Genomic DNA, 22746 nt, shown 5'->3' with positions numbered 1-22746 from the left:
ATCTAAGTACCTAATAGATGGTGACGCTTTCAAAAAAACGATTTCACTCATCGGATAGAACAATGAAAGTGCCGTAATAATAAATGAGAAGTGTTTTCATTTGCAACTGTTTTTTCTTGTATATTTGCTAGCCATTGAAAAATAGACATAAAAAAACATGCCTTGCGGCATGTTCTCTTTACATACTGTAACCTAGCAATTTACTAGAAAACTACGGTCTTATTGCCATCCACAATAATACGGTCTTCCAAGTGCCATTTAACTGCGCGCGCCAAAACATTACGTTCAACGTCTTCACCCAACTCACGCAATTGCTCAACGTTGTAGTCATGGCTCACACGTTCAACATCTTGCTCGATAATCGGGCCTTGATCCAGATCAGCAGTCACATAATGTGCGGTCGCTCCAATCAACTTCACCCCTTTCTCATAAGCTTGCTTGTATGGGTTCGCACCAACGAAAGCAGGTAAGAATGAGTGGTGAATATTGATGATTTTCATTTCCCACTGCGCGACGAAGTCTTCACTGAGAATCTGCATATAACGCGCCAAGATCAACAAGTCATTGCCCTGCATCATCTCATTGATCTGTGCATAAGCTTCAACTTTATTGTCTTTATTCACAGGTACCACATGGAATGGAATACCAAAGTTCTCAACCGATTCACGTAAATCTGGATGGTTAGAAATCACTTGGGTAATTTCACATGGCAATGAACCACGCGCATGACGCCATAACAACTCTAATAGCGCATGATCGACTTTAGACACCAGAATTCCGACTTTCTTCAACTCACCAACGAAATTCAATTTCCATTGCATGTTGTAGCGTTCTGCGACATTGGCAGCAAAAGTCTGCATCAATGCTTCTTTACGAGACGGCAAGTTATCAAGCTCAAACTCGACACGCATGAAATAACGCCCGCCTTGAGCTTCTGTTGCGTACTGATCAAGTGCGGTAATGTTTGCTCCCTGATGATACAAAAAGCTCGATACGGCTTGCACGATCCCCGGCTTGTCTTCACAAGTAATCAGTAATCGTGCTGTGTGGGCTGTAGTCGTGTTCATTTGGTTAATATCACTTATTCGAATCAAATTAAAATCAAGCCGAGCATTCTAACCCTTTTTTGCTATTGACTAAATAGCTGCTGACGATCTATTCATCATCATTTTTAAGATTCGATAAGCTGGCAAACAAATCGGATGGGCCCAGTGATTTTAGTAATTGCTCATAAGTTTGACGACTTTCACCCATTAAATATGGGCCTTCCAAGAACACCATTTGACGTAAGGCCTGCCAAACCCACTTTTCTTCGAGGCGGTTATTATCGCTGATATGCCCTGACATATATAAGAAGTTGGTCCAGTTGGTCAGCACAATCCATAAGTTAATAATCAAGGCTTCAATTTCTGAATCGGTCATTTTCATCAGACCCGCATCGACGAAGGCACGATAAATTTTTTGCCCCTGCTGCATCACCTGCCCAGCAAAACGTGGATAGATTTTGCGGAAGTCTTCATTATTTTCAACCAGATGATAGACATCTCGGTGAATAAAACGATAAGCCCACAACTGATTACTCAGCACTTGGAAATAACTGATCTTATCGTTGGCATTCAATGGACGATCCGTCGGCAGAGCCAACATTTCCAAGGTTTCCGACTGATACTGTTGCGCCAGTTCCTTAATAATTTCCTGTTTATTACGAAAGTGATAGTACAGATTGCCGGGGCTAATCCCCAACTCAGCCGCAATGTGATTGGTTGTGACCGAACGCTCTCCACGCTCATTAAACAACTGCAAACTGATTTGCAAAATTCTATCTTTTGTTTTGTTCGGTTTAGCGTGCGACATTGAGTTTAACCATCTATAACATTATCAATAGGTTATAAAACAAACCTATAAAGCGACTTGACACTTTAGAGTATTTACTCTAAAAATTAAAAAATAATAAGCTTTCTTTTGGTCTACTCCTATGAACAGTCAAACAAAAACAACCGCTATGACACCTCATGTTGATGTAAAACGGCTGCATGATTTGCTTGAACAGCAAAAAGCAGCTTACCAACGTCATCCTGTTCCAAGCGCCAAAGAACGTATTGAACGCTTAGCCCGACTTAAAAATATCTTGGTAAAATATCAAGATCAATTTGCTAACGCAATTAGTCAAGACTACGGCAATCGTGCCGTAATGGAAACCAAAATCGGCGAAGTTCTGACTTGTCTAGAGCATATTAAATACTATAGCAAGAACCTAACTGAATGGATGAAACCATCTAAACGCCATATCAGCATGTTACACCAACCAGCAAAAGGGTGGGTAGAATATCAGCCACTCGGTGTTATTGGGGTGATTGCGCCATGGAACTATCCTTTATTACTTTCTGTTGGTCCACTGATCTGTGCCTTGGCTGCGGGCAACCATACCATGATCAAAATCTCAAGTGCATCATCTAACTTTGGTTATGTGCTCGAAAATGCCTTAGCTGAAGCCTTCCCTCAAGAATTGGTCGCTGTTGTAAACGGCGGTGGTGTTATTTCAGATGCATTCAGTCATCTGGCATTCGATAAAATGATTTTCACAGGTTCAACCTCTGTCGGTAAAACGGTGATGGCTGCGGCAGCAGAGAATCTTGTCCCTGTGATTTTAGAATTAGGTGGCAAGTCCCCTGCACTGGTTCATTCAGCCATGAACATTCGTGATGTGGCGCAACGTATAGCCGTGGGTAAACTCTGGAATGCAGGTCAAACCTGTGTTGCACCTGACTATATGTTCTTGCCTAAAGGTAAAACAGCAGAGTTCACCAAGCACTACAATGACTTTGTGACCACCATGTATCCGACTTTGCGTGACAATAAAGACTACACTTCAATTGTGAATGACAAGCAGTACAACCGTCTGCAAGGCTATTTGGAAGATGCTCGCGATCAAGGCGCGACGATTGTTGAACTGAATGCCAAGAATGAGTCTTTAACTGAGGTTCGTAAGATTGCACCGACCTTATTAACAGGTGTGACGACAGAGATGGAGATTATGCGTAATGAAATCTTCGGTCCAATTTTGCCTATTTTAGAATATGAACATATTGAAGATGCGCTGCAATTCATCAATAGCCGCCCACGTCCATTGGCGTTCTATTACTTCGATATTGATAGTGCACGTGCAGACTATGTTGCCAGCCGCACTCACTCAGGGCACTTCGGGATCAACCAGACCTTGACCCATGTGGCACAGGATGACCTGCCATTTGGTGGTATTGGTGCATCTGGTATGGGCAAATATCATGGTAAAGAAGGCTTCTTTAGCTTCTCGCATGAACGCTCAATGATGTCGAATCCAGTTAGCCCGAAACTTTACAGTTTAAAATTCATCCTTCCGCCGTATAATAAAGCAACGCACAAACTGCTTTTGAAAACACTATTTCGTTAAGCTGGTTAAGGCATGAGCTATCACACTAGTTCATGCCTTGTTTTTACCAAATTCGCTTGTCTTTTAATCGTATTTTTGGTATAAAACGCCCCTTGAATGATTTCATCCGTTTACTTGAATGGCTAGTTGCACGAAATTGTGCTGTATAAACTAGCAATGGAGTTCACCATGTCTAAGGTTTGCCAAGTTACCGGCAAGCGTCCTATCGTTGGTAACAACGTATCGCACGCAAACAACAAAACCAAACGCCGGTTCGAGCCGAACCTGCACCACCACCGTTTTTGGTTAGAAAGCGAAAAGCGTTTTGTACGTCTTCGTCTAACCACTAAAGGTATGCGTATTATTGATAAATTGGGTATCGAGAAAGTTGTTGCTGATCTCCGTGCTCAAGGTCAAAAGATCTAAGGAGTCTGAACAATGCGTGATAAGATTCGCCTCGTTTCTACAGCTGGTACTGGTTACTTCTATACCACTACTAAGAACAAACGTACTATGCCGGAAAAAATGGAAATCAAAAAATTTGATCCAAAAATCCGTCAACACGTAATTTTCAAAGAAGCTAAAATTAAATAATTTTAGTTCTTTAAGAAAAACGGCTTCATTTGAAGTCGTTTTTTTTGCCTAAAAAATAGAAACTACAATTTACATGATTTTTTTTGATAAATAAAAAAATTGTCATCAACAAATTCGATTTTAGTTGTTACACTTTATTCGCTGTTTTCTTGGCATGCTTTATGCTCATTTATTTCTACCTTAACCGCAACGATTAAGGAACTCAAATGCCACATGATGTTGATTTAATTATATTACTTGCTGTCGGTTTTGGTATGGCCCTTATTTTTGGCTATATCGCAGCTCGTTTACGCTTACCTCCTTTAATTGGTTATCTCGTTGCCGGCATTATTATTAGTCCAAATACGCCTGGTGTGGTCGGCGATATTCAACTTGCCAATCAGTTAGCCGAACTCGGGGTGATGTTCCTCATGTTTGGTGTGGGGATGCATTTTTCGCTTAAAGATTTACTGCAAGTACGCCGTATCGCACTCCCAGGTGCAATTTTGCAGATTGCAGTCGCGACTTTACTCGGCATCGCCGTTTCTATGTTTTGGGGCTGGAGCTTCGGTGCAGCACTGATCTTCGGCCTAAGCTTATCTTGTGCCAGTACCGTTGTGTTGCTCAAGGCATTGGGTGATCGCGGTTTACTTGATTCCGTTAACGGAAAAATTGCAGTCGGCTGGCTCTTGGTTGAAGATCTGGTCATGGTCTTGGCCTTGGTCCTTCTACCTGCAACAGCCGTCTTACTCGGTGGTCAAGCACTGCCAGGGACGGATACTTCACAAAGTATCTGGATCACCATTGGCATTACCCTGCTCAAAGTCACTGGCTTTATCGCCTTTATGCTGATTATTGGTAAACGCTTAGTACCAATGATTATGCAATTCGTGGCACGTTTAGGTTCGCGGGAACTGTTCACCCTCACCGTTGTTGCCGCTGCGGTTTCAATTGCCTATGGTTCTTATGCCGTATTTGGCGTTTCAATGGCACTTGGCGCATTCTTTGCTGGGATGGTGGTTAAAGAATCTGATTTTAGTCACCGTGCCGAAGAAGAAACGCTCCCCTTACGTGAAATCTTCTCGATTTTGTTCTTTGTTTCGGTCGGCATGCTGTTTGATCCAAGCATTCTGGTTGAAGAACCATTACGTATTTTAGCCGTAGTTGCCATTATTATGGTCGGCAAAACACTCGCGGCAATGGCTTTAGTCCTATTCTTCCGTTATCCAATCAATACCGCCTTAACCGTAGGCGCCAGTTTGGCACAAATCGGTGAGTTCTCCTTTATCCTAGCGACACTCGGCTTATCGTTAGGCTTACTCACACCTGATGCCCAGAACCTGATTCTTGCTGGTGCATTATTCTCGATTACCCTCAACTCATTTGTGTTCTCTGCGATTGAGCCTGTACAACGCTGGATTCGTGAGCGCTCGCATTTGGCGCGTATGTTAGAACGTAGTGGTGACCCACTGGCCATGTTGCCAGATGAGGTTGATCAGGCTTACCTGCGTGATCAGGTGGTGATTATCGGTTACGGTGGCGTTGGTCGTCGTATTAGTGAAAATCTGATGCAACAAAACATCAAAGTGGTGATTGCTGAAGAAAATCGTGAAATCGTAGAAAAACTACGTACTCAAGGTATCGCAGCCGTCAGCGGTGAAGCGACTGAACCGAATGTGTTGATTCAGGCACATATTCAACATGCCCGTTTACTGGTGATTTCACCGATGGATATTTTAGATATTCACCGTATAGTCGATATTTCCAAACAGCTCAATCCTGAAATTCAGGTCTTGATCTGTGCAGAAAGTAAAGAAGAAGCCGTGGTAATTCGTGAAGAAAATATTGGTGAGGTGTTCTATGCCAAAGAAGAAATGGCGAAGAATATGAGTCATCATATCCTGAACCAAATCGAGTTGGCGCATCAGTCTGAAGCCCATTAACAGCTTCGGAAAGCACAAAAAAAAGCGTACTTTAAGTACGCTTTTTTCTTTTTGAGATCAGCTCAAATGGGTTGGCTGTTCATCCATCACTTCCGCCTGCCACTGGTTCATCTGTTTTTCTAACAGACCAAACAAAGCTGCCTGAATCATGTGCTGTGCAACCGTTGGGGTCTGATCGCCCAGAATTGCTTTTACTTCGTCACTAAACTGAATCTTGACTAAAGGCTCATGTTCTTCAGAACCCGCATTGCGCAAAGCAAGCTCACCACCTTCGAGTTGAACCAATTCAAGAACGGCTTCTTGATTACCAAATAATTCTTTTAACTGTTGCATTGACATAAATTTTCTCCATGCTTCAACATGGTGGCAAAGTATTTTGCGCTCACGTCTTATTTATATAAGTACTGTTGGCAAAGATTTCAAGTCATCTCTAAGATTTGACTTAGAACTCCACCATTTCATTACGAAAACCATCAATTAAATGACTTAACTCACGGTGCCATTCACGTAGAATTTTGGCATCGGGCAACCACGCCTGCGGACTTTGTGTCACTTTAATAATCAGGTTTGAAGAAGTTTCATTTTCAGGTTCTGGTGCTGTTGGCTCAGGGGCATATTGACACATACGGTATGCACGCTTTAACTCAGCCACAAAACCATCTTTAGCCAATTGCTGCAAAACTAAAACCTCAGGTGAAACCTGTCCTTTATCTGCCATATGTTCTTCAATCGACTTAAAGGTCGGCTGTAAATCATTGAGACGGTAATAACGGACCAATTCCTGTAAGAAAGCTAAAATTGCGCCGTGTAAATGAAACACTGCTGCTTCACGATAAGCCTGTGCCTGCTGAATATGTTCAGTTTGCTCCGCTTGTTGACATGCGAGACGAGCAAAATACAGTTTTTGATTGGTGCGATCAGCATGATAACGAGCAACACGAGACATAATATTTTCCTTCAAGATCCTTTCGCTTGGATAGCTTAAGATTAAATGCTTTAATGATAAAATCAATATCTTTTGAGCCTAGCCATGCGTCATATTCAACAAGCCATACTGAGCTTAATATGCTGTATGGTCATTCCCATCGCTTATAGCTGCGAACCTGCCGGTTTAGACTGGGAAAAGCTCTATGCCAATTACGATCTCAACCGAGATCAAATGATTGATCAAAATGAATGGAAAAAGCTGATCCAGCTACAAGACCAACCCGTTGCTTGGCAAAAACAGCGTCTTACAATCGATCCGAATCGAATCAAAATATTCAAAGCGTTGGATCTCAACCATAATGGGCTTTTAGATCAGCAAGAAATCATCAATATTTATACTTATTTTTCTAACCCTTGTCAGGGTTGGGGTTCAACTTGGGGGAAATAACGGTAGATAAGCTACCCAATGTCCAACTCAAGCAGATAGAGTTTTCGCTTGGCCATGACTTGAATCGGTGGATCAATCGGACGAATATTGCGAATGACCCAAGCCAAATAGCCTTCAATCCAAACCGATGCACAAGCGGCTTCAACTTCATCCGCTCGCCAAGCATGTACGGCTTCGATATCGACCACAGCCACAACCCATCCCGATTCTTCATCCCCATCATTCAAAAGAAAGTTTTGATTCTCGACAATCACCACATCTTTTAGTGGCAACATTTCGGGTTGCCATGAGCGAATCTCAAGGGTTTTAAGCCCTTGTACAATCCGCTCAGCACTCGGAGCAACAATCGATAAAGCCGTATATTGCTTTAACATTGATAATTAAGCTTTGTCATCCGCAGCTTTGACACGAATGCCTTGGCTTTTTACTTTTAAAGTGTTTAAACCTTTGATCGCTTTAATCGCTTCACGTGGATTTGGCATTTCAACAAAACCGAAACCTTTCGATTTCCCCGTTGCTTCGTCTTTGACCACGACACAAGACTCAACTTTTCCATATGCTTTGAATAAGTCGAGAATTTCCGCATCAGTCACATTACGGTCTAAATTACGAACTAAAATTTTCATGCTAAAACCTAAAAGATGATTCATTGTTTAATCAATGAATCAAAAGAAATTGAATCTCGCTAGTTTAATCGAAATCAATGCCAAAACCTAAATTGATTGCAGTGGTACGAGAACGACTGCTTTGGCCATAGCCACGTGGAACATCTCGATGAATCTGAACATCAACTAAATGTTGAGGTAAATCATTGAGGAAGTAACTTTCGATCTTTCTTCCTAGCTCGTCATATTGATCCTGTGACCATAAATTTAAATTCTGTTTGGTCAAAATCAATTCATCTTCGGCACGGGTTAAGGCCACATACAGCACACGGCGTTCTTCTTCGACATCATCAAAATCACCTTGTGCACGGGCATGTGGATATTGATTCGGAGAAACATGTGGGACATAACAGACTTTTTGTTCTGCCCCTTTGGCGGAGTGAATGGTAATCAAGGTCACTAAATCTTGATCTGGGGTTTTATCAATTTCTGACACTGAAATCGGATCCAGTACATATTCCTCTAAGAACTCCCCAAGCGCGCTGTGTTTACGTGCCAATTGCTTGACCAAATCAAAGTCTTTGACACGGCGTGACCAATCTTTGGTTTTATAATTATTTTCCAGCTGTTCATTCAATGCATCCAGTGCCAGACCAATACAAGCTTCGACATGCTGCTGCAACACATCCAGTTGCATCAAAATTAAAATCGCTTGTTGCGGGACTTTGCCATGGCGCTCTAATCGCTGGCAACGGGCTTCGATATCAGGCAGTTGAATCAGTTCTTGCGCCAATTTACTGGCACCCACATCACCCACACCATCCCAAAGCGTCAGGAAACGCATCCAGGCTAAGTCATCCTGCGGATTAACGCTGACTCGCAGCAAACTGAGTACGTCTTTGACATGTGCCGATTCAAGCAGTTTGACTCCACCGATAAATCGATAGGGAATATTGGCGGCAATCAAAGCACCTTCCAAATAACGCCCACTAAAACCTGAGCGCAGCAACACCATGTGTTCTGCCCAAGCCGCACCTTGCCTATGACGACGATTCAAGTCCTGAATAATCCAATTGGCTTCTTCAAACTCATTGCTCAGGATATGCAGTTGTGGCTTTAACCCTTTGCCTCGATAGGCCTGTAGATGCTTGTCATATTCAATTTGGCTTTGCTCGAGTAACCAGTTGGATAAATCTAAAATACCCTGAGTGGAACGATAATTCATTTCCAAAGTCAGCACTTCGGCATCGGGTACACGTTCTTTAAAATGATGAATATTTTCAAAATCGGCGCCACGGAAGCCATAAATAGATTGTGCATCATCCCCTACGCAAAACAGTTTGACCTTGCCCACCAATGGCTGCAATAACGCCCATTGCAGTGGATTAGTATCCTGCATTTCATCGACCAGTAAGGCTGAGCAAAAACCAGTGACCCATTTCACCAACTCAGGAGAGTTCTGCAAATGCACTGCGACGATGGCCAAGATGTCATCATAATCCAGAAAATTTCGCTCCTGCTTACGCTGCTCATAGGCTTTCATCAGCTCAGTAATTTGGGCTTTGTACTCAAGCGCTTGCGGTAACTGCTCAACCAAAGCATCTGAGAGTTTAGTTTTAGTATTCCGTGCATAGGAATACAGATCGCATAGCTCTGCAGCCTTTGGCAACACATTGCCTTTATCTTTACCACGTAACAGACGAAACATCAGCAATTGATCATCACGATCAATAATACTGAACTGGCTCAGGCCAAAAGCCCGTGGATTACGGCGCAATAAATACATACAAAACGTATGGAAGGTTGATGCGCGTAGGCCCTTCGCCTGTGTGCCCATATGCTGTTCCACCCGCGTCACGATTTCACTGGCGGCTCGACGGGTAAAGGTCAAAATCTGAATTTGTTGTGCAGCTAAACCTTGATCAATTAAGTATGCTGCTCTGGTCACGATGGTTTTGGTTTTACCACAACCCGCTCCAGCCAAGACCAGACAATTTTGTGCTGTCGTTGTGGCTGCTTGTTTTTGTTGTGGATTCAGTTCATCAATTAGCTTGGCAAGCGTCATACAATCGGTCAATTAAAAGCGAAATGCTATTTTAACAGACTCAAGCCATTGAAATATTTCCGACTACAAAAACAAAAAGAGCATGTGTATTACATGCTCTTAGTTTTAACTTGATCGTTTAAACCGTGGTTGAGCTATGTGGTAACTGCTTAATTGCACCAGCAAAAGTCAGGTAATTAATGCCTTGGAACAAAATATCAATCGCAAGGAACATCCCCAGTACCCAGAACGGTGAATCAGGTGATGACAAGATCAGAATCCCGGTTAATAGAGTTAATATGCCTGAAAACAGCACCCATCCCCAGCCTGAAATTGGTCTAAGGATAAAGGCGTTCACAGTACGGATAATCCCCGCAATAATTAAGGCAATCGCCAAGAAACTGGTGAGTACCACCGCGGTAATCACAGGTGTGGTAAAAGCAAAGTAACCCGCTGCCAGATACAACACACCAAACAAGGCCCACAGCCAACGCGTGCCGCCTTTAAACACCATAAATGCAGCGACAAAATGCAAAATACCGCCCAACATCATCAGCACACCAAACAGCAATACCGCAGATAATGTAGCAAATGGTAAGGCAGCCAAAAGAACTAAGCCAAAAACGACCAACAATACGCCTAAGAGCAGATACCATTTACGATCAGCATGTAGCTGATTGCGAATTAGATCGTTACCCACTGTTTTCATCATTATTTACTCTTTTATCATCAATGTTATATCTCTATATTGATCGTGTTTTTCGCTGAATTCTGTATAAGGCATGTTGAGAATTAATGACGGAATGTCAGAAAATGCATGTTTACTTTGATCTTTTTAAGTTGTTTGATTCTTTTTAAAGATATGGATAAGTCGAAACTTATCCACAATTTATTTGATCCAGCCGATTTCTTGTGCGGTCAGCACACTGATCATGGTTTGCTCTAAATCGTTTGGCATTTTACTTTTGTGTTCGGACAATGGAATCCGTCCACCCATAATTTCAGCTTCGGTTTGTGGATAGAGTGGCTGTTTATCTGCCTGTGCATAACCAATCGGAAAAATTGGCTCACCAGTATTCAAATTATATTTATCAGTTGCCCCAAAGCCGTGCAATAACTCATGTACTAGGACCACATTGTTTTGCTGAGTCTGTTTAGCTGAGGCAAACAGATTGACTGAACCAATACGTCCACGCTCCAGTGCAGTTGAGTGCTTGAGTTCCCGACTCTGCTTCGGATCATAGTAATTTAGATACAGGGTTAAACTTGGTGATCCGTCAACCGACTCATGCTGTTTCCATGCATAAAATCGGAACGTGAGACTCCATAGAATATTATCCAGAATATTCGCCTGCTCAGACATTTTCGGCGGGGTTTGTTTTAATTCGCGTCCAATCTGGATCATAAAATAACTACTTTGCCCTCGATATTGCTGGCTGTTTTTTTCTAGATAGTGCTTCACCTCAGCAAAATCATCTTGCTGCAATTGTTGAATATACTGCTGTGTTGTAGCCAAGCCATCGGCATTAATCGGATGCAACAACACCTGAATCGGCTGATTCCAATCCTGATTCTGATCCCGATACGCATTGACTGCGACGATCAATAACACCAGCAGCAGACATGCAACTCGAATATTTTTCCACATGAACTTCTCCCCCAACCAAAATTCATTATTGTTTTTCTTTATGCTATAAAAAATGCCAGCAATCGCCAGCATTTTTTTAACACTTAAATAATTAAGCTTCTACCCATTTTCCATCTTGGAACACTAGACTCCATTTGGTTTGCTTGCCTTCAGCAGTTTCAGAACCCACATATTGTGCTTGGTTCTTACGGCTGAATTTCACCACCGTTGGATTGCCTTCAGGATCGACATCCGGAGCTTCTAACAAGAACTGATATTTCGGATCAAGCTGCTCGGCAACACTACGTAATTCAGCCACTTTCGGTGCACGTGTTTCACGAATTTTCGGAAATTTGCTTGCTGCTAAGAACAGACCTGCTGCACCATCACGTAACACGAAGAAATCATCATGCTTGGCTGAACGGATATGCTCCATTTTGATTGGATCGACACGTGGCGGCGCAGGCTGACCATTCTTTAATACTTTGCGGGTATTGTCACAGCTTGAGCAGGCGAAATATGGGCCAAAGCGGCCTGTTTTCAACTGCATTTCGCCATCACATTTATCACATGGAATGGTCGGACCATCATAGCCCTTGATCTTGAACTCACCCTCTTCAACTTCGTAGCCATCGCAATCTGGGTTATTACCACAGACATGCAATTTACGACCACCATCGACCACATAGCTGTCCATTGCGGTACCGCACTTAGGACAACGATGTTTCGACATCAAATCAGCAGTTTCAGCACCATCATCATCAGACAAGGCTGCCAAAGACTCCACTGGCGTTAAGTTAAGTGTGCCTTTGCAACGCTCTTTCGGTGGCAGGTTATAACCCGAGCAACCCAAGAATACCCCTGTCGTCCCCGTACGCACTTGCATTGGGCGTGAACATTCAGGACAAGGTACATCAGGCACTTCGACAGGTTGATTACGGCGCATGCCGCTTTCACCCTGTGCATTGGTTAAACGCTTTTTAAAGTCACCATAGAAGGTATCCAGTAACTCTTTCCAGTTCCGTTCACCCATAGCGACACGGTCTAACTGGCCTTCTAAATCAGCGGTAAAAGCATAATTCATCAGGTTATTAAAACTTTCATCCAGACGATCGGTGACAATCTCCCCCATCTTCTCAGCAAAGAGACGGCGGTTTTCCAGTTTGACATAGCCACGTTCTTGAATGGTCGAGATAATCGCAGCATAAGTCGATGGACGACCAATACCTTTTTTCTCTAATTCTTTGACCAAAGACGCTTCTGTAAAGCGTGCAGGTGGTTTGGTAAAATGCTGGCTTGGATCAAGCTTTTCTAACTTAAGCACTTCGCCCACTTTCACTGCAGGCAATAAAATATCATCGTCCGATTTATTGGCACCACGCACACGGGTAAAGCCATCAAATACCAAAGTACGGCCTTTCGCCTTTAACTCAACATTTGATGCTTCAACAGTCAAGGTTGACGATAAGTATTCTGCTGGCGTCATTTGACAAGCCACAAACTGACGCCAAATCAAATCATATAAACGCTGCGCATCACGCTCGACCCCAGCCAGCTTATCCCCCGTCAAAGCAACATCAGATGGACGAATCGCTTCGTGGGCTTCTTGTGCCCCCGCTTTATTACCATAACGGTTTGGTTTGGCAGGTAAATATTTATCACCAAAGTTTTGCTGAATATGATTACGCACCATATTCACAGCGTCATCGCTCAAGAAGGTTGAGTCGGTACGCATATAGGTAATAAAACCACCTTCATACAAACGCTGCGCCAACATCATGGTTTTCTTCACAGAGAAACCTAAACGTGTGCTGGCTGCTTGTTGTAAGGTTGAGGTGATATACGGTGCACTTGGATTAACTTTGGTTGGCTTATCTTCGCGTAACGCAACTTTATATTCAGCGTCTTTTAATACACTGAGTAAAGCATCAGTTTCGGCTTTATTTTTCAGTTTAAGGGTTTTGCCTGCCTGCTTAACCGCTTCGAGACGAATGTCATCTTTCTTGGAAATGGTATCCGCAAACACTTGCCAGTATTCTTCTGGAATAAAGGCACGGATTTCACGTTCGCGTTCAACCACCAGTTTCACAGCAACTGACTGCACACGACCAGCCGATAAACCACGGGCAATCTTTTCCCATAGTAATGGCGACACCATAAAGCCCACCACACGGTCAAGGAAACGACGTGCTTGTTGTGCATTAACACGGTTTAAATCGAGGCGTGTCGGCTGTTTAAAGGCTTCCTGAATGGCATTCTTGGTAATTTCGTTAAACACCACACGGTGATAACGACTGTCATCGCCACCAATCACTTCTCTTAAATGCCAAGCAATGGCTTCCCCTTCTCTATCCAAATCCGTTGCGAGATAGATAGCATCAGCATCTTTAGCAAGTTTTTTTAGTTCGGCAACCACATGTTCTTTGCCTGGAAGCACTTCATAATGGGCAATCCAATCATGTTCTGGATCGACACCCATACGATTAATCAGTGCAGACTGAGCTTTTTCAGCTTTCTGTTGATCTGTGAGTTTGGCACGGGTTACCGGCTTCTTTTCTGTAGATTTCGCCCCGCCTCCTGTCGGTAAATCACGCACATGACCCACCGATGACTTCACCACATATTGTGAACCCAAATATTTATTAATTGTTTTCGCTTTTGCAGGCGACTCCACAATCACTAAGGCACGTTTCTTTGCAGCAGATGCGGGAGCTGCTGTGCTTTCTGAAGCAGAGCGTGGAGTTTTCGCCATAATAAATCGTTTTTCCTATGTTTAATCAGTAAATTAGCGTTGTGCTAATTCATGTAAATAAGCTTTCATCGCTTCAAGCTGTGTGGCTTTCAGGTCCGTTTCTTCATCCCAATACAGCCCGACACAGTTTGCCTGCATATCAATAGCATAAACTCCTTTTAATGCAATGGTTAAATCATTAAATTTCTGATCACCTTGCACCACCTGAAGCTTGCCATCCACCACCCGAGCACGCATCAACGCTAAACGAGCCTCTGGAATAAGTACACTATAATAGGCCACCATGCTGGCACGTTTTTCCGATGCCATTGGAATCTTGGTCCATTCTGGCGCGGCAATTAAACGTGGATGCAATCCCATTTTACGTGCCTGATCACGCATCATGCCCAATGCCTTTTCTCGTGGGCTGACGCGCAAGCCAAAAATCGAGCCCAGTACAAACAGTACAATCGCTACCGTGATCCAAATTCCAATATTACTCATAAAGTCGCCCAAAACTTTCTTTTATTAGCGTTACATAAGTTGAATCCAAAAGGCAAGTTACAACGTAAAAAATAATCTAGATTCAAACTAAGCTGTAAAACGTGCCTTTTCATACCGCCAAAAGGCGAAAACTTAAAATGCTGTCACCCACTTATTTTATTCAGCAAGCGCGAGTTTTCCGAATTGGTCCAAATGCACATCGCCCCAATGTTTTAATGCAACAATAATTTGTTCCAGACTACGGCCTAAATCGGTTAAGCAATATTCAACTTTTGGCGGGACCTGAGGATAAACCTCTCGATGCAGAATGCCATCCTGTTCAAGTTCACGCAGCTGATTGGTCAGCATTCTTTGGGTAATACTGGGCACACGCTTGCGAATTTCATTGAAACGCAATGTGCCTTCATTGAATAAATGCCAGAGAATCACACATTTCCACTTACCGTCAATCAAACTGATGGCAGCTTCAACCGAACAACCTGGAGAACAATCAAAACTGGAATGTCGCATTTTTGCCATTTTACAGTATCCTTTTTGACACTATGAGCGTTATTTGTCTGTAGTCACTAAAATTAAGCTTAGGTTATGCTGAAACTCGAATCAAGTAGAATCCAAAAAGGAAACATAACCATGAAAGCTGTGGCCTATCAACATGCGGGTGCGATTACATCAGTAGATGCACTGGTCGATATTGAAATGGATATACCAACGGCACAGGGACACGATTTACTGGTGCGTGTACAAGCGATTTCAGTCAATCCTGTTGATGCCAAAATCCGAAATCATAAAAGTGCTGAAGCGAATCAGTGGAAGGTCTTAGGTTGGGATGCTGTCGGGATTGTGGAAGCGATTGGCGAGCACGTTACCCAGTTCAACATCGGTGACCACGTCTGGTATGCAGGCGCACTCAACCGACAAGGCAGTAATAGTGAATTACAATTGGTTGATGAGCGTATTGTTGGGCATGCTCCCCAATCACTCGATGCAAGCGAAGCGGCAGCACTGCCTTTAACTGCGATTACAGCATGGGAAATGCTGTTTGATCGCTTAAAAGTCCCCCGCGTTGCCGCTGAGAACATCACAATTTTAGTCATTGGCGGCGCAGGTGGCGTAGGTTCAATGGCCATTCAGTTATTGAAACAATTAACCAAGCTCACAGTCATCAGTACTGCATCTCGACCAGAAACGTCTGAATGGGTCAAGCAATTAGGTGCAGATTATGTCTTGGATCATCGTCAAGCTTTAGCACCACAAATTCAGCAGCTCGGCTTAACCGCCCCTTTATATGTATTTTCAACCACGCAAACCGATCAGCATCTCGCTGATATTGCCGAACTGATTGCAGCACAAGGACATTTTGGATTAATTGATGATCCCGAGCAACTCGACATTAAAGCCTTTAAATCCAAGTCTGTCTCGGTGCATTGGGAATTTATGTTCACGCGCTCCATGTATCAAACGCAAGATATGATCAAACAGAGCCAATTGTTGAATCAGATTGCAAGCTTAGTTGACGAGGGGAAAATTAAAACCACAGTGAGTCAAATGCTCTCCCCCATCAATGCAGAAAACCTGAAACGTGCACACCAACAAATCGAAAGTGGCACCACCAAAGGGAAAATTGTTTTGCATGACTTTTAAAAGCATCGCATTCATACTACTACAATGCGAAGTTTGGGCTTCGCATTGCTCATATCTTAATAATGTGGCGGGCGATTGCTCATGGGGTCAAAAGGCGCAATGCCTTCAGCCAAGTCTGAGGCCTCGACACGTTGATAGAGGATCTGCATCTGTTTTTTCAAATCTGCAATTTCTTTGGCCTGAATCGCAAGTTGATCATTCAATTGTTCAACTAAATCGTCCAAAAATGCAATTCGGACTTGCAAATCTTCAATGGGTGCGGAAAATGACGCGTGATCATCAAAATTTTGTGGTTTAGTCATTTCAGACCTCATCTGAACTCTTAGGAAACATTATGGCCTATATTACTTTAAGGGATGTCCATCTCGCATTTGGCGGACCTGCCTTACTCGACGGCGCGAACTTTAACCTGGAACGTGGCGAGCGAGTCTGTTTAATTGGTCGTAATGGAGAAGGTAAGTCTACTTTATTAAAACTGATTGAGGGAAGCTTGTTACCCGATAACGGTGAAGTTTCGATTCAAAATGGTTTAACTGTTTCAATGTTAGCCCAAGATGTCCCGATGGACTCGGGCAAAGTTGCAGATATCGTTGCCGATGGTGCAGGCGAAGCTGCCGCTGTCTTGAAAGAATACCACGAAGCAAGTGATGCCTGTGTCTTAGGTGATATGGATGCTTGCGACCGCATGGGCATGCTACAGCACAAACTCGATCAGTTGGATGGTTGGGCATTAGAAAACAAGGTCAACTCAATTCTGAGTAAAATGGGACTTGATCCCAATGCTGATCTAGCCGATTTATCAGGTGGTCGTAAACGCCGTGTACTCTTGGCACGTGCCCTACTGACTCAACCAGATGTGTTGTTACTGGACGAACCAACCAACCATTTGGATGTGGAAAGTATCGAATGGCTAGAAAAGTTCCTGCTCGATCAAAACAATCTGACTTTATTGTTTATTTCACATGACCGTTCATTTGTCGACAGTATCGCCACCCGTATCGTCGAACTAGATCGTGGTATTTTACGTGGCTATGAAGGTAACTATTCGCGCTATCTCGAACTGAAAGCGCAGCAAATGGAAGCTGAAGAAAAACAAAATGCTTTATTTGATAAAAAGTTAGCGGAAGAAGAGGCTTGGATTCGTCAAGGCATTAAAGCACGTCGTACCCGTAACGAGGGGCGTGTCCGTGCTTTAAAAGACTTACGTGAACAATCTAAAGCACGTCGTTCACAACAAGGCAAAGTCAGCATGGCAACGCAAGAAGCCAACCGTTCTGGTAAGTTGGTGTTTGAGATTGAAAACTTAAGTGTCGGCTATGACAGCAAAGTACTGATTAAAGATTTCTCGGCCATCGTGTTACGTGGTGACCGTATCGGTTTGGTCGGTGACAACGGTGTCGGAAAAACCACCCTGATCAAAGCCATTTTAGGTGAAATTGAGCACAGTGGTTCGGTGAAAACTGGCACTCAACTGGAAGTGGCTTATTTTGACCAGTTACGTAATGCGCTCGATCTGGAAAAAACCGTGATGGCCAACGTGTCTGAAGGTTCTGACTTTGTTGATGTGAATGGTAACCGCCGTCATATCTATAGTTATCTACAAGACTTTTTATTCTCACCAGAACGTGCCCGTACCCCAGTAAAAGCCCTATCTGGTGGTGAACGAAACCGTATTCTGCTGGCAAAATTATTGCTCAAACCATCGAATTTAATCGTAATGGATGAGCCAACCAATGACTTGGATATGGTGACGCTTGAGTTACTTGAAGAAATGCTGTCTGACTACAAAGGCACTTTGCTGTTGATCTCGCATGACCGTGCCTTTATGGACAACGTCGTAACCTCGACTTGGGTATTTGATGGTAAAGGTCAAATTAATGAGTACATAGGCGGCTATCAAGATTACTTGGAACAGCGTCCTGACCAAAAAGTAGTTGACCAGAAAAGTGATGTAAAAAAAGCACAAGCCAAAGCTGAAGCAGCGGCTGCCGCATCAGCACCGAAGAAGGTCAAGCTCAGTTATAAAGATCAGCGTGAGCTTGAGCAACTACCTGCTGAGATTGAAAAACTGGAAGCTGAACAAGCAGAATTATCAGAAAAATTAGCTGATGGGTCTTGGTTTGTTTCAGATGCCAATGCAGCAACTGCAGCCAGCCAACGCCTAGCTGAAATTGATGAATTATTGCTAGAAAAATTGGAACGCTGGGACATTTTAGAAAATATGTCGAAAGGCTAGAAGCTTGGCATGTATTGATTAAAGGCTCCTGATGGAGCCTTTTTTCTTATTTAAGATCATCTGAAGCCACGTCAAAAATCTAATCAGATGAACTGTACTTATGGTAGCTCTTTTGAAGCCGTATAAGCCTTGATTTCATCAACTTCAGATGCCTCGACCAAAGATAGATTTTTAGTTTCTGGGGCCCATAAAATCGAAATAATGGTTCCAAAAACCAGAATACATACCAGTAATAACATCGTGGCAGTCATCCCGATCTGTAACAGACTGATTGGAAGAATAAAAGTACTTGCTGCAGAACCAAATCGGCTCACTGCTGTGGCGATCCCAATGCCACTAGAACGAACCTCAGTCGGAAAACTTTCTGCAGGGAAAACACCGACTAAATTACTGACTGCAGATAAAATCATCGTAAATGCGGCAAACAAGAGTACCAATGCCCAGTTCAATGTTTCAGGCAATATGGTAATCAACAGTAAGCTGACCGAGAGCAATACGAAGGAATAGATTAAGAAACCGCGACGGGAAAATTTATAAGTACAGTAAATACCAATTACTGCGCCGAGTAGCAGCATCAAATTTAAGATGGTTTCTGTAGTGAAATCATTGGATAACTTCATCAATTCTAGAATCATCGGCAAAAAGGTATAAATTGCAAAATACGGCATCACAATACAGGTAAAAAAGATGCAATTGAACAAGGTCCGTTTCAGGTATTTTTGACTAAACAATAATTTAGTACTGGAAAAATTATTTTGCTGCGCTACCTGATCTGTTTCACTCTCAATCGTTACATTTGCTCCAAAATATTTTTGAACAATCGCCCGAGCCTCATCTTTACGTCCATGTTGCATCAACCACCGTGGGGATTCAGGTGTTCCAATTCGTGCAATTAAAATAATTGCCGCAGGGATTGCTGTTGAGGCGAGTAAATAACGCCATGTATCAGGCCCAAGATCTAAATCAATCACGAACTTGGCAATGAATGTTGCCAGTACATAACCAAATGTCCACACCACACTAAATGAGCCTAGAATTGCACCTCGACTTTGTTTAGGCAAAAATTCCGCCAACAATGCATGCCCAACGGTATAGTCCCCACCCAGCCCAATCCCCATAAGCACGCGACAAAGAAACAGCTCTAAAGGTGTAGAAGCATAGAACTGGGCAATCGAACCGATCAGGACCAAAATGAAGCTAATACAAAAGATCTTCTGCCGACCTAATTTATCTGAAATAAATCCAAAAAATAAACTTCCTACAAAGAGGCCAATCAGAACAGCACTTCCGATTGCCCCCTGCCAAAAGGAATCTAGCTGCATCAGGGGGGTAATTAAAGTGAAAACCATCCCAATCAAACCAATGATATAGCCATCCGTTAAATGTGCACCGAAAGTCAGAGCCGTTATTTTCAAATGAAATTTGTTCAATGGCACATTATCAATATTTACGGTATTCATATACGCTCCCATTCCATGGAGTAAAATTGAATAATTCTTCTATCCAAAAATTTAAAAAGTGATGCTGACGCCAGCAAGGCTAGATCCCAATTCAATTCGATTGAGTTCTAGCATGCTTAGCTGATCAAGCAAGGCCACCCAGCAAGATGTACTTGATGTTTTGATATTCTTCTAAACCATACTTTGAGCCTTCCCGACCAAAGCCAGACTCTTTTACACCGCCAAACGGTGCTACCGCAGTCGAAATAATGCCCTCATTGATTCCCACCATTCCCACTTGCAATTGATCTGCAACCCACCACGTTCTCTTTAGATCTTTGGTATAGAAATATGCAGACAGCCCATATTGGGTGTTATTTGCCAAGGCAATCGCTTCCTGATCCGAAGCAAAGGAAAAACATGCTGCGACAGGCCCAAAGGTTTCCTCATGCGCAACTAGCATTTTGTCATTGGCATGCTGAATAATCGTCGGTTCATAAAAGAGCCCACCTAACGCATGTGCTTGTCCACCCGTCACAATTGAACCACCCTTCGCTAAGGCATCATCAATGTGGCGTTGCACTTTTGCTATCGCGGCCTGATTAATTAATGGCCCTTGGGTGACACCGTCTATAAGGCCATAACCAACTTTGAGTTTCTGAACCTCTGCCGTAAGTAGTTCAATGAATGACTCATAGACCGTTTCATGAATATAAAAACGGTTGACACAAACACAGGTCTGTCCGGTATTTCTATATTTTGATGCCATTGCACCCTGAACCGCCGCCTCTAAATCAGCATCTTCGAACACGATAAAAGGCGCATTTCCACCCAGTTCAAAAGAGGTTTTCTTTAAGGTATCCGCTGCTTGACGCATTAATAATTTGCCTGTTGCAGTAGACCCCGTAAAACTGATTTTTTTCACTTTCTCTGAATGCTGTAAAGTTGCACCAATCTCCTGCGCATTCCCAGAAACAACGTTAAATACTCCTGCAGGCACTCCCGCTTGCTCTGCCAAGACTGCAAGTGCAAAAGCTGACAGCGGTGTTTCTTCCGAAGGTTTTAAAATCATGCTGCAGCCCGCAGCCAATGCTGGGGCGACTTTACGTGTCACCATTGCTAATGGAAAATTCCAAGGTGTAATTGCAGCAACGACACCAACAGGTTCTTTGGTGACCATGATTTTTGTTTGTGCTTTAAATGTGGGGATAATATCGCCGTAGTTACGTTTCGCTTCTTCAGCAAACCACTCAAAGAAACTCGCAGCATAGGCGACCTCGCCTAAAGCCTCAGCCAAAGGTTTGCCTTGTTCCTCCACAAGAATCTCAGCCAATTGCTGTCGATATTCCAGCATCAATTCGCCCCAGCGTTTTAAGACCTGAGCTCGTTCAGCAGCCAAGGTGGTCTTCCATGTCGCCAAAGCTTGATCAGCAGCTTGAATCGCCTGTTGCGTTTCTTCTGCCCCACAACTTAAAACTTGAGTAATGCATTGTGCATTGGCTGGATTAAAAACAGGATAAGTATTGGCTTGACCTGCCAACCATTGACCATTGATAAAACTGGTATTTTTCTTTAAATTTAACATCTTATTACACCCCTACATCTACAAAACAGCCTTTAGCCTCACGAGCAATGCGCGAAATACGCTTCTCACTGGTATAATCATTAATCAGATCGCAAGGGGTATAATTACGATCAATTTCATATAGTTCATCGTCGTTGAATTGGGTCTCTAGGGCTTGAATTGCAGTTTTAAATTGATCTACGTTATCTGCGCCGACCAACATACTGTGAATGCCAGGGCGCTGCAGTACCCAAGCCTGTGCAACCTGTGCCATTGTTAAATTTTTATTTTGAGCCACTTTGCTCACCGATTTTACAATTTCAAAACTCACAGCGTCGTTATACATCTGCTGGGTAAAGAAATCAGTAGTATTTCGGGTTGAACTCATTTCACCACTTAAAATGCCACGGGCTAAGGGACTGAATACTGAAACGCCAATCCCTTGATCAATACAGAAAGGAATCATTTCTCGTTCTTCTTCCCGATAGGCACAGTTCAGTTGCAATTGCATATTGATCGGTTTGACAAAACCATTGCGCTCACATGAGATCAAGATTTTTGCCAGCTGCCCAACGGTCATGGTAGACACACCAAAATAACGTGCTTTTCCAGACTTGATAATTTCATTCATAGCAGCAAGCGTTTCATCTACTGGGCTATCAACATCAAAAAAGTGCAGCATATAAATGTCGACATAATCCGTACCAATGCGTTTTAAAGATTGATCGATACTACTGAGAATATTTTTTCTAGAATGTCCTGTTTGATTGATGCCTCCACCTGTTCCATAGCCAACTTTTGTGGTGATGACCACCTCATCACGATTGACCAGTTTATGAATAATTCCACCAACAACTTCTTCACCTTTTCCTGCCGAATAAAAATCAGCAAGATCAATAAAATTGACTCCTGAATCCAGCGCATATTTAATAATTGGAGCACTTTGCTCAGCATTAAAAATCCAGGGTTTCCAAGACGATGAACCCATATTCATGGTGCCTAAACATAGGCGCGAAACTTTTAAACCTGAATTTCCTAAATTGATATATTCCATG

Annotated in this window: 23 protein-coding genes; 7 read left to right on the top strand and 16 right to left on the bottom strand. The window is 43.0% G+C overall.

Features of this window, described 5'->3' with window-relative positions; translation table 11 throughout:
- Positions 1 to 203: 203 nt before the first annotated feature.
- Entirely contained in the window at positions 204 to 1067 is an 864-nt protein-coding gene (gene purU, locus NDN13_RS16950; RefSeq protein ID WP_101237627.1) for a formyltetrahydrofolate deformylase, read from the bottom strand.
- An 88-nt stretch (positions 1068 to 1155) separates the two neighbouring features.
- Positions 1156 to 1854 (bottom strand): TetR/AcrR family transcriptional regulator, encoded by a 699-nt coding sequence (locus tag NDN13_RS16945; RefSeq protein WP_101237628.1) that lies wholly within the window; start codon positions 1852 to 1854, stop codon positions 1156 to 1158.
- Positions 1855 to 1975: 121 nt separating this feature from the next.
- Between NDN13_RS16945 and NDN13_RS16940 the strand changes: the two genes are divergently transcribed.
- From NDN13_RS16940 to NDN13_RS16925, 4 genes are all read left to right on the top strand, one after another.
- Positions 1976 to 3430, top strand: a complete 1455-nt coding sequence (locus NDN13_RS16940; protein WP_251116294.1) for a coniferyl aldehyde dehydrogenase — start codon at positions 1976 to 1978, stop codon at positions 3428 to 3430.
- Between the two features lie 168 nt (positions 3431 to 3598).
- Positions 3599 to 3835, top strand: a complete 237-nt coding sequence (gene rpmB / locus NDN13_RS16935) for a 50S ribosomal protein L28 (RefSeq protein WP_004649871.1) — start codon at positions 3599 to 3601, stop codon at positions 3833 to 3835.
- Positions 3836 to 3847: 12 nt separating this feature from the next.
- The gene (gene rpmG / locus NDN13_RS16930; RefSeq protein ID WP_003654787.1) at positions 3848 to 4003 is read left to right on the top strand and encodes a 50S ribosomal protein L33; all 156 of its coding nucleotides are present in this window, start codon (positions 3848 to 3850) and stop codon (positions 4001 to 4003) included.
- Positions 4004 to 4209: 206 nt separating this feature from the next.
- On the top strand, positions 4210 to 5925 hold the full coding sequence (locus tag NDN13_RS16925; protein ID WP_251116293.1) for a cation:proton antiporter: 1716 nt from the start codon (positions 4210 to 4212) through the stop codon (positions 5923 to 5925).
- A 57-nt stretch (positions 5926 to 5982) separates the two neighbouring features.
- Here the strand turns inward: NDN13_RS16925 and NDN13_RS16920 are convergent, their stop codons facing one another.
- Together NDN13_RS16920 and NDN13_RS16915 are read right to left on the bottom strand one after the other, a co-directional pair.
- On the bottom strand, positions 5983 to 6264 hold the full coding sequence (locus tag NDN13_RS16920; RefSeq protein WP_251116292.1) for a hypothetical protein: 282 nt from the start codon (positions 6262 to 6264) through the stop codon (positions 5983 to 5985).
- A gap of 103 nt (positions 6265 to 6367) precedes the next feature.
- Positions 6368 to 6871 carry a DUF6586 family protein gene (locus tag NDN13_RS16915; RefSeq protein ID WP_004655987.1) on the bottom strand — a complete coding sequence of 168 codons (504 nt, stop codon included), beginning with the start codon at positions 6869 to 6871 and terminating at the stop codon, positions 6368 to 6370.
- A gap of 84 nt (positions 6872 to 6955) precedes the next feature.
- Here NDN13_RS16915 and NDN13_RS16910 point away from each other — a divergent pair, with 84 nt between their 5' ends.
- Positions 6956 to 7300, top strand: a complete 345-nt coding sequence (locus NDN13_RS16910; protein ID WP_251116291.1) for an EF-hand domain-containing protein — start codon at positions 6956 to 6958, stop codon at positions 7298 to 7300.
- Positions 7301 to 7311: 11 nt separating this feature from the next.
- Here NDN13_RS16910 and NDN13_RS16905 read toward each other — a convergent pair whose 3' ends face one another.
- From NDN13_RS16905 to NDN13_RS16870, 8 genes are all read right to left on the bottom strand, one after another.
- Positions 7312 to 7674 (bottom strand): ASCH domain-containing protein, encoded by a 363-nt coding sequence (locus NDN13_RS16905; protein ID WP_251116290.1) that lies wholly within the window; start codon positions 7672 to 7674, stop codon positions 7312 to 7314.
- A 6-nt stretch (positions 7675 to 7680) separates the two neighbouring features.
- On the bottom strand, positions 7681 to 7926 hold the full coding sequence (locus NDN13_RS16900) for an RNA recognition motif domain-containing protein (RefSeq protein ID WP_004802550.1): 246 nt from the start codon (positions 7924 to 7926) through the stop codon (positions 7681 to 7683).
- A 64-nt stretch (positions 7927 to 7990) separates the two neighbouring features.
- Positions 7991 to 9970 carry an ATP-dependent helicase gene (locus NDN13_RS16895; protein ID WP_251116289.1) on the bottom strand — a complete coding sequence of 660 codons (1980 nt, stop codon included), beginning with the start codon at positions 9968 to 9970 and terminating at the stop codon, positions 7991 to 7993.
- Positions 9971 to 10088: 118 nt separating this feature from the next.
- A complete protein-coding gene (locus tag NDN13_RS16890; RefSeq protein WP_251116288.1) occupies positions 10089 to 10661 on the bottom strand; it encodes an HdeD family acid-resistance protein in 573 nt (190 codons plus the stop codon).
- Between the two features lie 177 nt (positions 10662 to 10838).
- Positions 10839 to 11597 (bottom strand): hypothetical protein, encoded by a 759-nt coding sequence (locus NDN13_RS16885; RefSeq protein ID WP_251116287.1) that lies wholly within the window; start codon positions 11595 to 11597, stop codon positions 10839 to 10841.
- A 91-nt stretch (positions 11598 to 11688) separates the two neighbouring features.
- Positions 11689 to 14328, bottom strand: coding sequence for a type I DNA topoisomerase (topA, locus tag NDN13_RS16880; protein WP_251116286.1), 2640 nt, complete (start codon positions 14326 to 14328; stop codon positions 11689 to 11691).
- Positions 14329 to 14361: 33 nt separating this feature from the next.
- The gene (locus NDN13_RS16875) at positions 14362 to 14811 is read right to left on the bottom strand and encodes an ammonium transporter (RefSeq protein ID WP_251116285.1); all 450 of its coding nucleotides are present in this window, start codon (positions 14809 to 14811) and stop codon (positions 14362 to 14364) included.
- 156 nt (positions 14812 to 14967) lie between these two features.
- Positions 14968 to 15330 carry a winged helix-turn-helix transcriptional regulator gene (locus NDN13_RS16870; RefSeq protein ID WP_251116284.1) on the bottom strand — a complete coding sequence of 121 codons (363 nt, stop codon included), beginning with the start codon at positions 15328 to 15330 and terminating at the stop codon, positions 14968 to 14970.
- 111 nt (positions 15331 to 15441) lie between these two features.
- Here NDN13_RS16870 and NDN13_RS16865 point away from each other — a divergent pair, with 111 nt between their 5' ends.
- On the top strand, positions 15442 to 16452 hold the full coding sequence (locus NDN13_RS16865) for a zinc-binding alcohol dehydrogenase family protein (protein ID WP_251116283.1): 1011 nt from the start codon (positions 15442 to 15444) through the stop codon (positions 16450 to 16452).
- Positions 16453 to 16508: 56 nt separating this feature from the next.
- Here the strand turns inward: NDN13_RS16865 and NDN13_RS16860 are convergent, their stop codons facing one another.
- The gene (locus NDN13_RS16860; protein ID WP_251116282.1) at positions 16509 to 16754 is read right to left on the bottom strand and encodes a SlyX family protein; all 246 of its coding nucleotides are present in this window, start codon (positions 16752 to 16754) and stop codon (positions 16509 to 16511) included.
- Between the two features lie 32 nt (positions 16755 to 16786).
- Between NDN13_RS16860 and NDN13_RS16855 the strand changes: the two genes are divergently transcribed.
- Entirely contained in the window at positions 16787 to 18688 is a 1902-nt protein-coding gene (locus NDN13_RS16855; protein ID WP_251116281.1) for an ATP-binding cassette domain-containing protein, read from the top strand.
- Between the two features lie 98 nt (positions 18689 to 18786).
- On the opposite strand, the gene NDN13_RS16850 is transcribed toward NDN13_RS16855, so the two are convergent.
- The 3 genes from NDN13_RS16850 to NDN13_RS16840 all read right to left on the bottom strand — a co-directional run bounded on the left by NDN13_RS16850 (position 18787) and on the right by NDN13_RS16840 (position 22745).
- On the bottom strand, positions 18787 to 20148 hold the full coding sequence (locus NDN13_RS16850; protein WP_251116280.1) for an MFS transporter: 1362 nt from the start codon (positions 20146 to 20148) through the stop codon (positions 18787 to 18789).
- A 124-nt stretch (positions 20149 to 20272) separates the two neighbouring features.
- Entirely contained in the window at positions 20273 to 21712 is a 1440-nt protein-coding gene (locus tag NDN13_RS16845; RefSeq protein ID WP_251116279.1) for an NAD-dependent succinate-semialdehyde dehydrogenase, read from the bottom strand.
- Between the two features lie 4 nt (positions 21713 to 21716).
- The gene (locus NDN13_RS16840; protein ID WP_241272395.1) at positions 21717 to 22745 is read right to left on the bottom strand and encodes an aldo/keto reductase; all 1029 of its coding nucleotides are present in this window, start codon (positions 22743 to 22745) and stop codon (positions 21717 to 21719) included.
- Between the last annotated feature and the right edge of the window lies 1 nt (position 22746).

It is taken from the genome of Acinetobacter sp. C32I (assembly GCF_023702715.1).
Classification (GTDB): Bacteria; Pseudomonadota; Gammaproteobacteria; order Pseudomonadales; family Moraxellaceae; genus Acinetobacter.
This window is presented reverse-complemented; position numbering and strand designations above follow the sequence as displayed.

Bases quoted from the DNA above. Each gene is read 5' to 3' on its own strand.
- NDN13_RS16940 (WP_251116294.1), top strand. From the start codon at position 1,976: ATGAACAGTCAAACAAAAACAACCGCTATGACACCTCATGTTGATGTA.
- NDN13_RS16920 (WP_251116292.1), bottom strand. From the start codon at position 6,264: ATGTCAATGCAACAGTTAAAAGAATTATTTGGTAATCAAGAAGCCGTT.
- NDN13_RS16905 (WP_251116290.1), bottom strand. From the start codon at position 7,674: ATGTTAAAGCAATATACGGCTTTATCGATTGTTGCTCCGAGTGCTGAG.
- NDN13_RS16885 (WP_251116287.1), bottom strand. From the start codon at position 11,597: ATGTGGAAAAATATTCGAGTTGCATGTCTGCTGCTGGTGTTATTGATC.
- NDN13_RS16900 (WP_004802550.1), bottom strand. From the start codon at position 7,926: ATGAAAATTTTAGTTCGTAATTTAGACCGTAATGTGACTGATGCGGAA.
- topA (WP_251116286.1), bottom strand. From the start codon at position 14,328: ATGGCGAAAACTCCACGCTCTGCTTCAGAAAGCACAGCAGCTCCCGCA.
- NDN13_RS16845 (WP_251116279.1), bottom strand. From the start codon at position 21,712: ATGTTAAATTTAAAGAAAAATACCAGTTTTATCAATGGTCAATGGTTG.
- NDN13_RS16865 (WP_251116283.1), top strand. From the start codon at position 15,442: ATGAAAGCTGTGGCCTATCAACATGCGGGTGCGATTACATCAGTAGAT.
- rpmB (WP_004649871.1), top strand. From the start codon at position 3,599: ATGTCTAAGGTTTGCCAAGTTACCGGCAAGCGTCCTATCGTTGGTAAC.
- NDN13_RS16925 (WP_251116293.1), top strand. From the start codon at position 4,210: ATGCCACATGATGTTGATTTAATTATATTACTTGCTGTCGGTTTTGGT.
- NDN13_RS16890 (WP_251116288.1), bottom strand. From the start codon at position 10,661: ATGATGAAAACAGTGGGTAACGATCTAATTCGCAATCAGCTACATGCT.
- NDN13_RS16850 (WP_251116280.1), bottom strand. From the start codon at position 20,148: ATGAATACCGTAAATATTGATAATGTGCCATTGAACAAATTTCATTTG.
- NDN13_RS16945 (WP_101237628.1), bottom strand. From the start codon at position 1,854: ATGTCGCACGCTAAACCGAACAAAACAAAAGATAGAATTTTGCAAATC.
- purU (WP_101237627.1), bottom strand. From the start codon at position 1,067: ATGAACACGACTACAGCCCACACAGCACGATTACTGATTACTTGTGAA.
- NDN13_RS16910 (WP_251116291.1), top strand. From the start codon at position 6,956: ATGCGTCATATTCAACAAGCCATACTGAGCTTAATATGCTGTATGGTC.
- NDN13_RS16870 (WP_251116284.1), bottom strand. From the start codon at position 15,330: ATGGCAAAAATGCGACATTCCAGTTTTGATTGTTCTCCAGGTTGTTCG.
- NDN13_RS16855 (WP_251116281.1), top strand. From the start codon at position 16,787: ATGGCCTATATTACTTTAAGGGATGTCCATCTCGCATTTGGCGGACCT.
- rpmG (WP_003654787.1), top strand. From the start codon at position 3,848: ATGCGTGATAAGATTCGCCTCGTTTCTACAGCTGGTACTGGTTACTTC.
- NDN13_RS16915 (WP_004655987.1), bottom strand. From the start codon at position 6,871: ATGTCTCGTGTTGCTCGTTATCATGCTGATCGCACCAATCAAAAACTG.
- NDN13_RS16875 (WP_251116285.1), bottom strand. From the start codon at position 14,811: ATGAGTAATATTGGAATTTGGATCACGGTAGCGATTGTACTGTTTGTA.
- NDN13_RS16840 (WP_241272395.1), bottom strand. From the start codon at position 22,745: ATGGAATATATCAATTTAGGAAATTCAGGTTTAAAAGTTTCGCGCCTA.
- NDN13_RS16895 (WP_251116289.1), bottom strand. From the start codon at position 9,970: ATGACGCTTGCCAAGCTAATTGATGAACTGAATCCACAACAAAAACAA.
- NDN13_RS16860 (WP_251116282.1), bottom strand. From the start codon at position 16,754: ATGACTAAACCACAAAATTTTGATGATCACGCGTCATTTTCCGCACCC.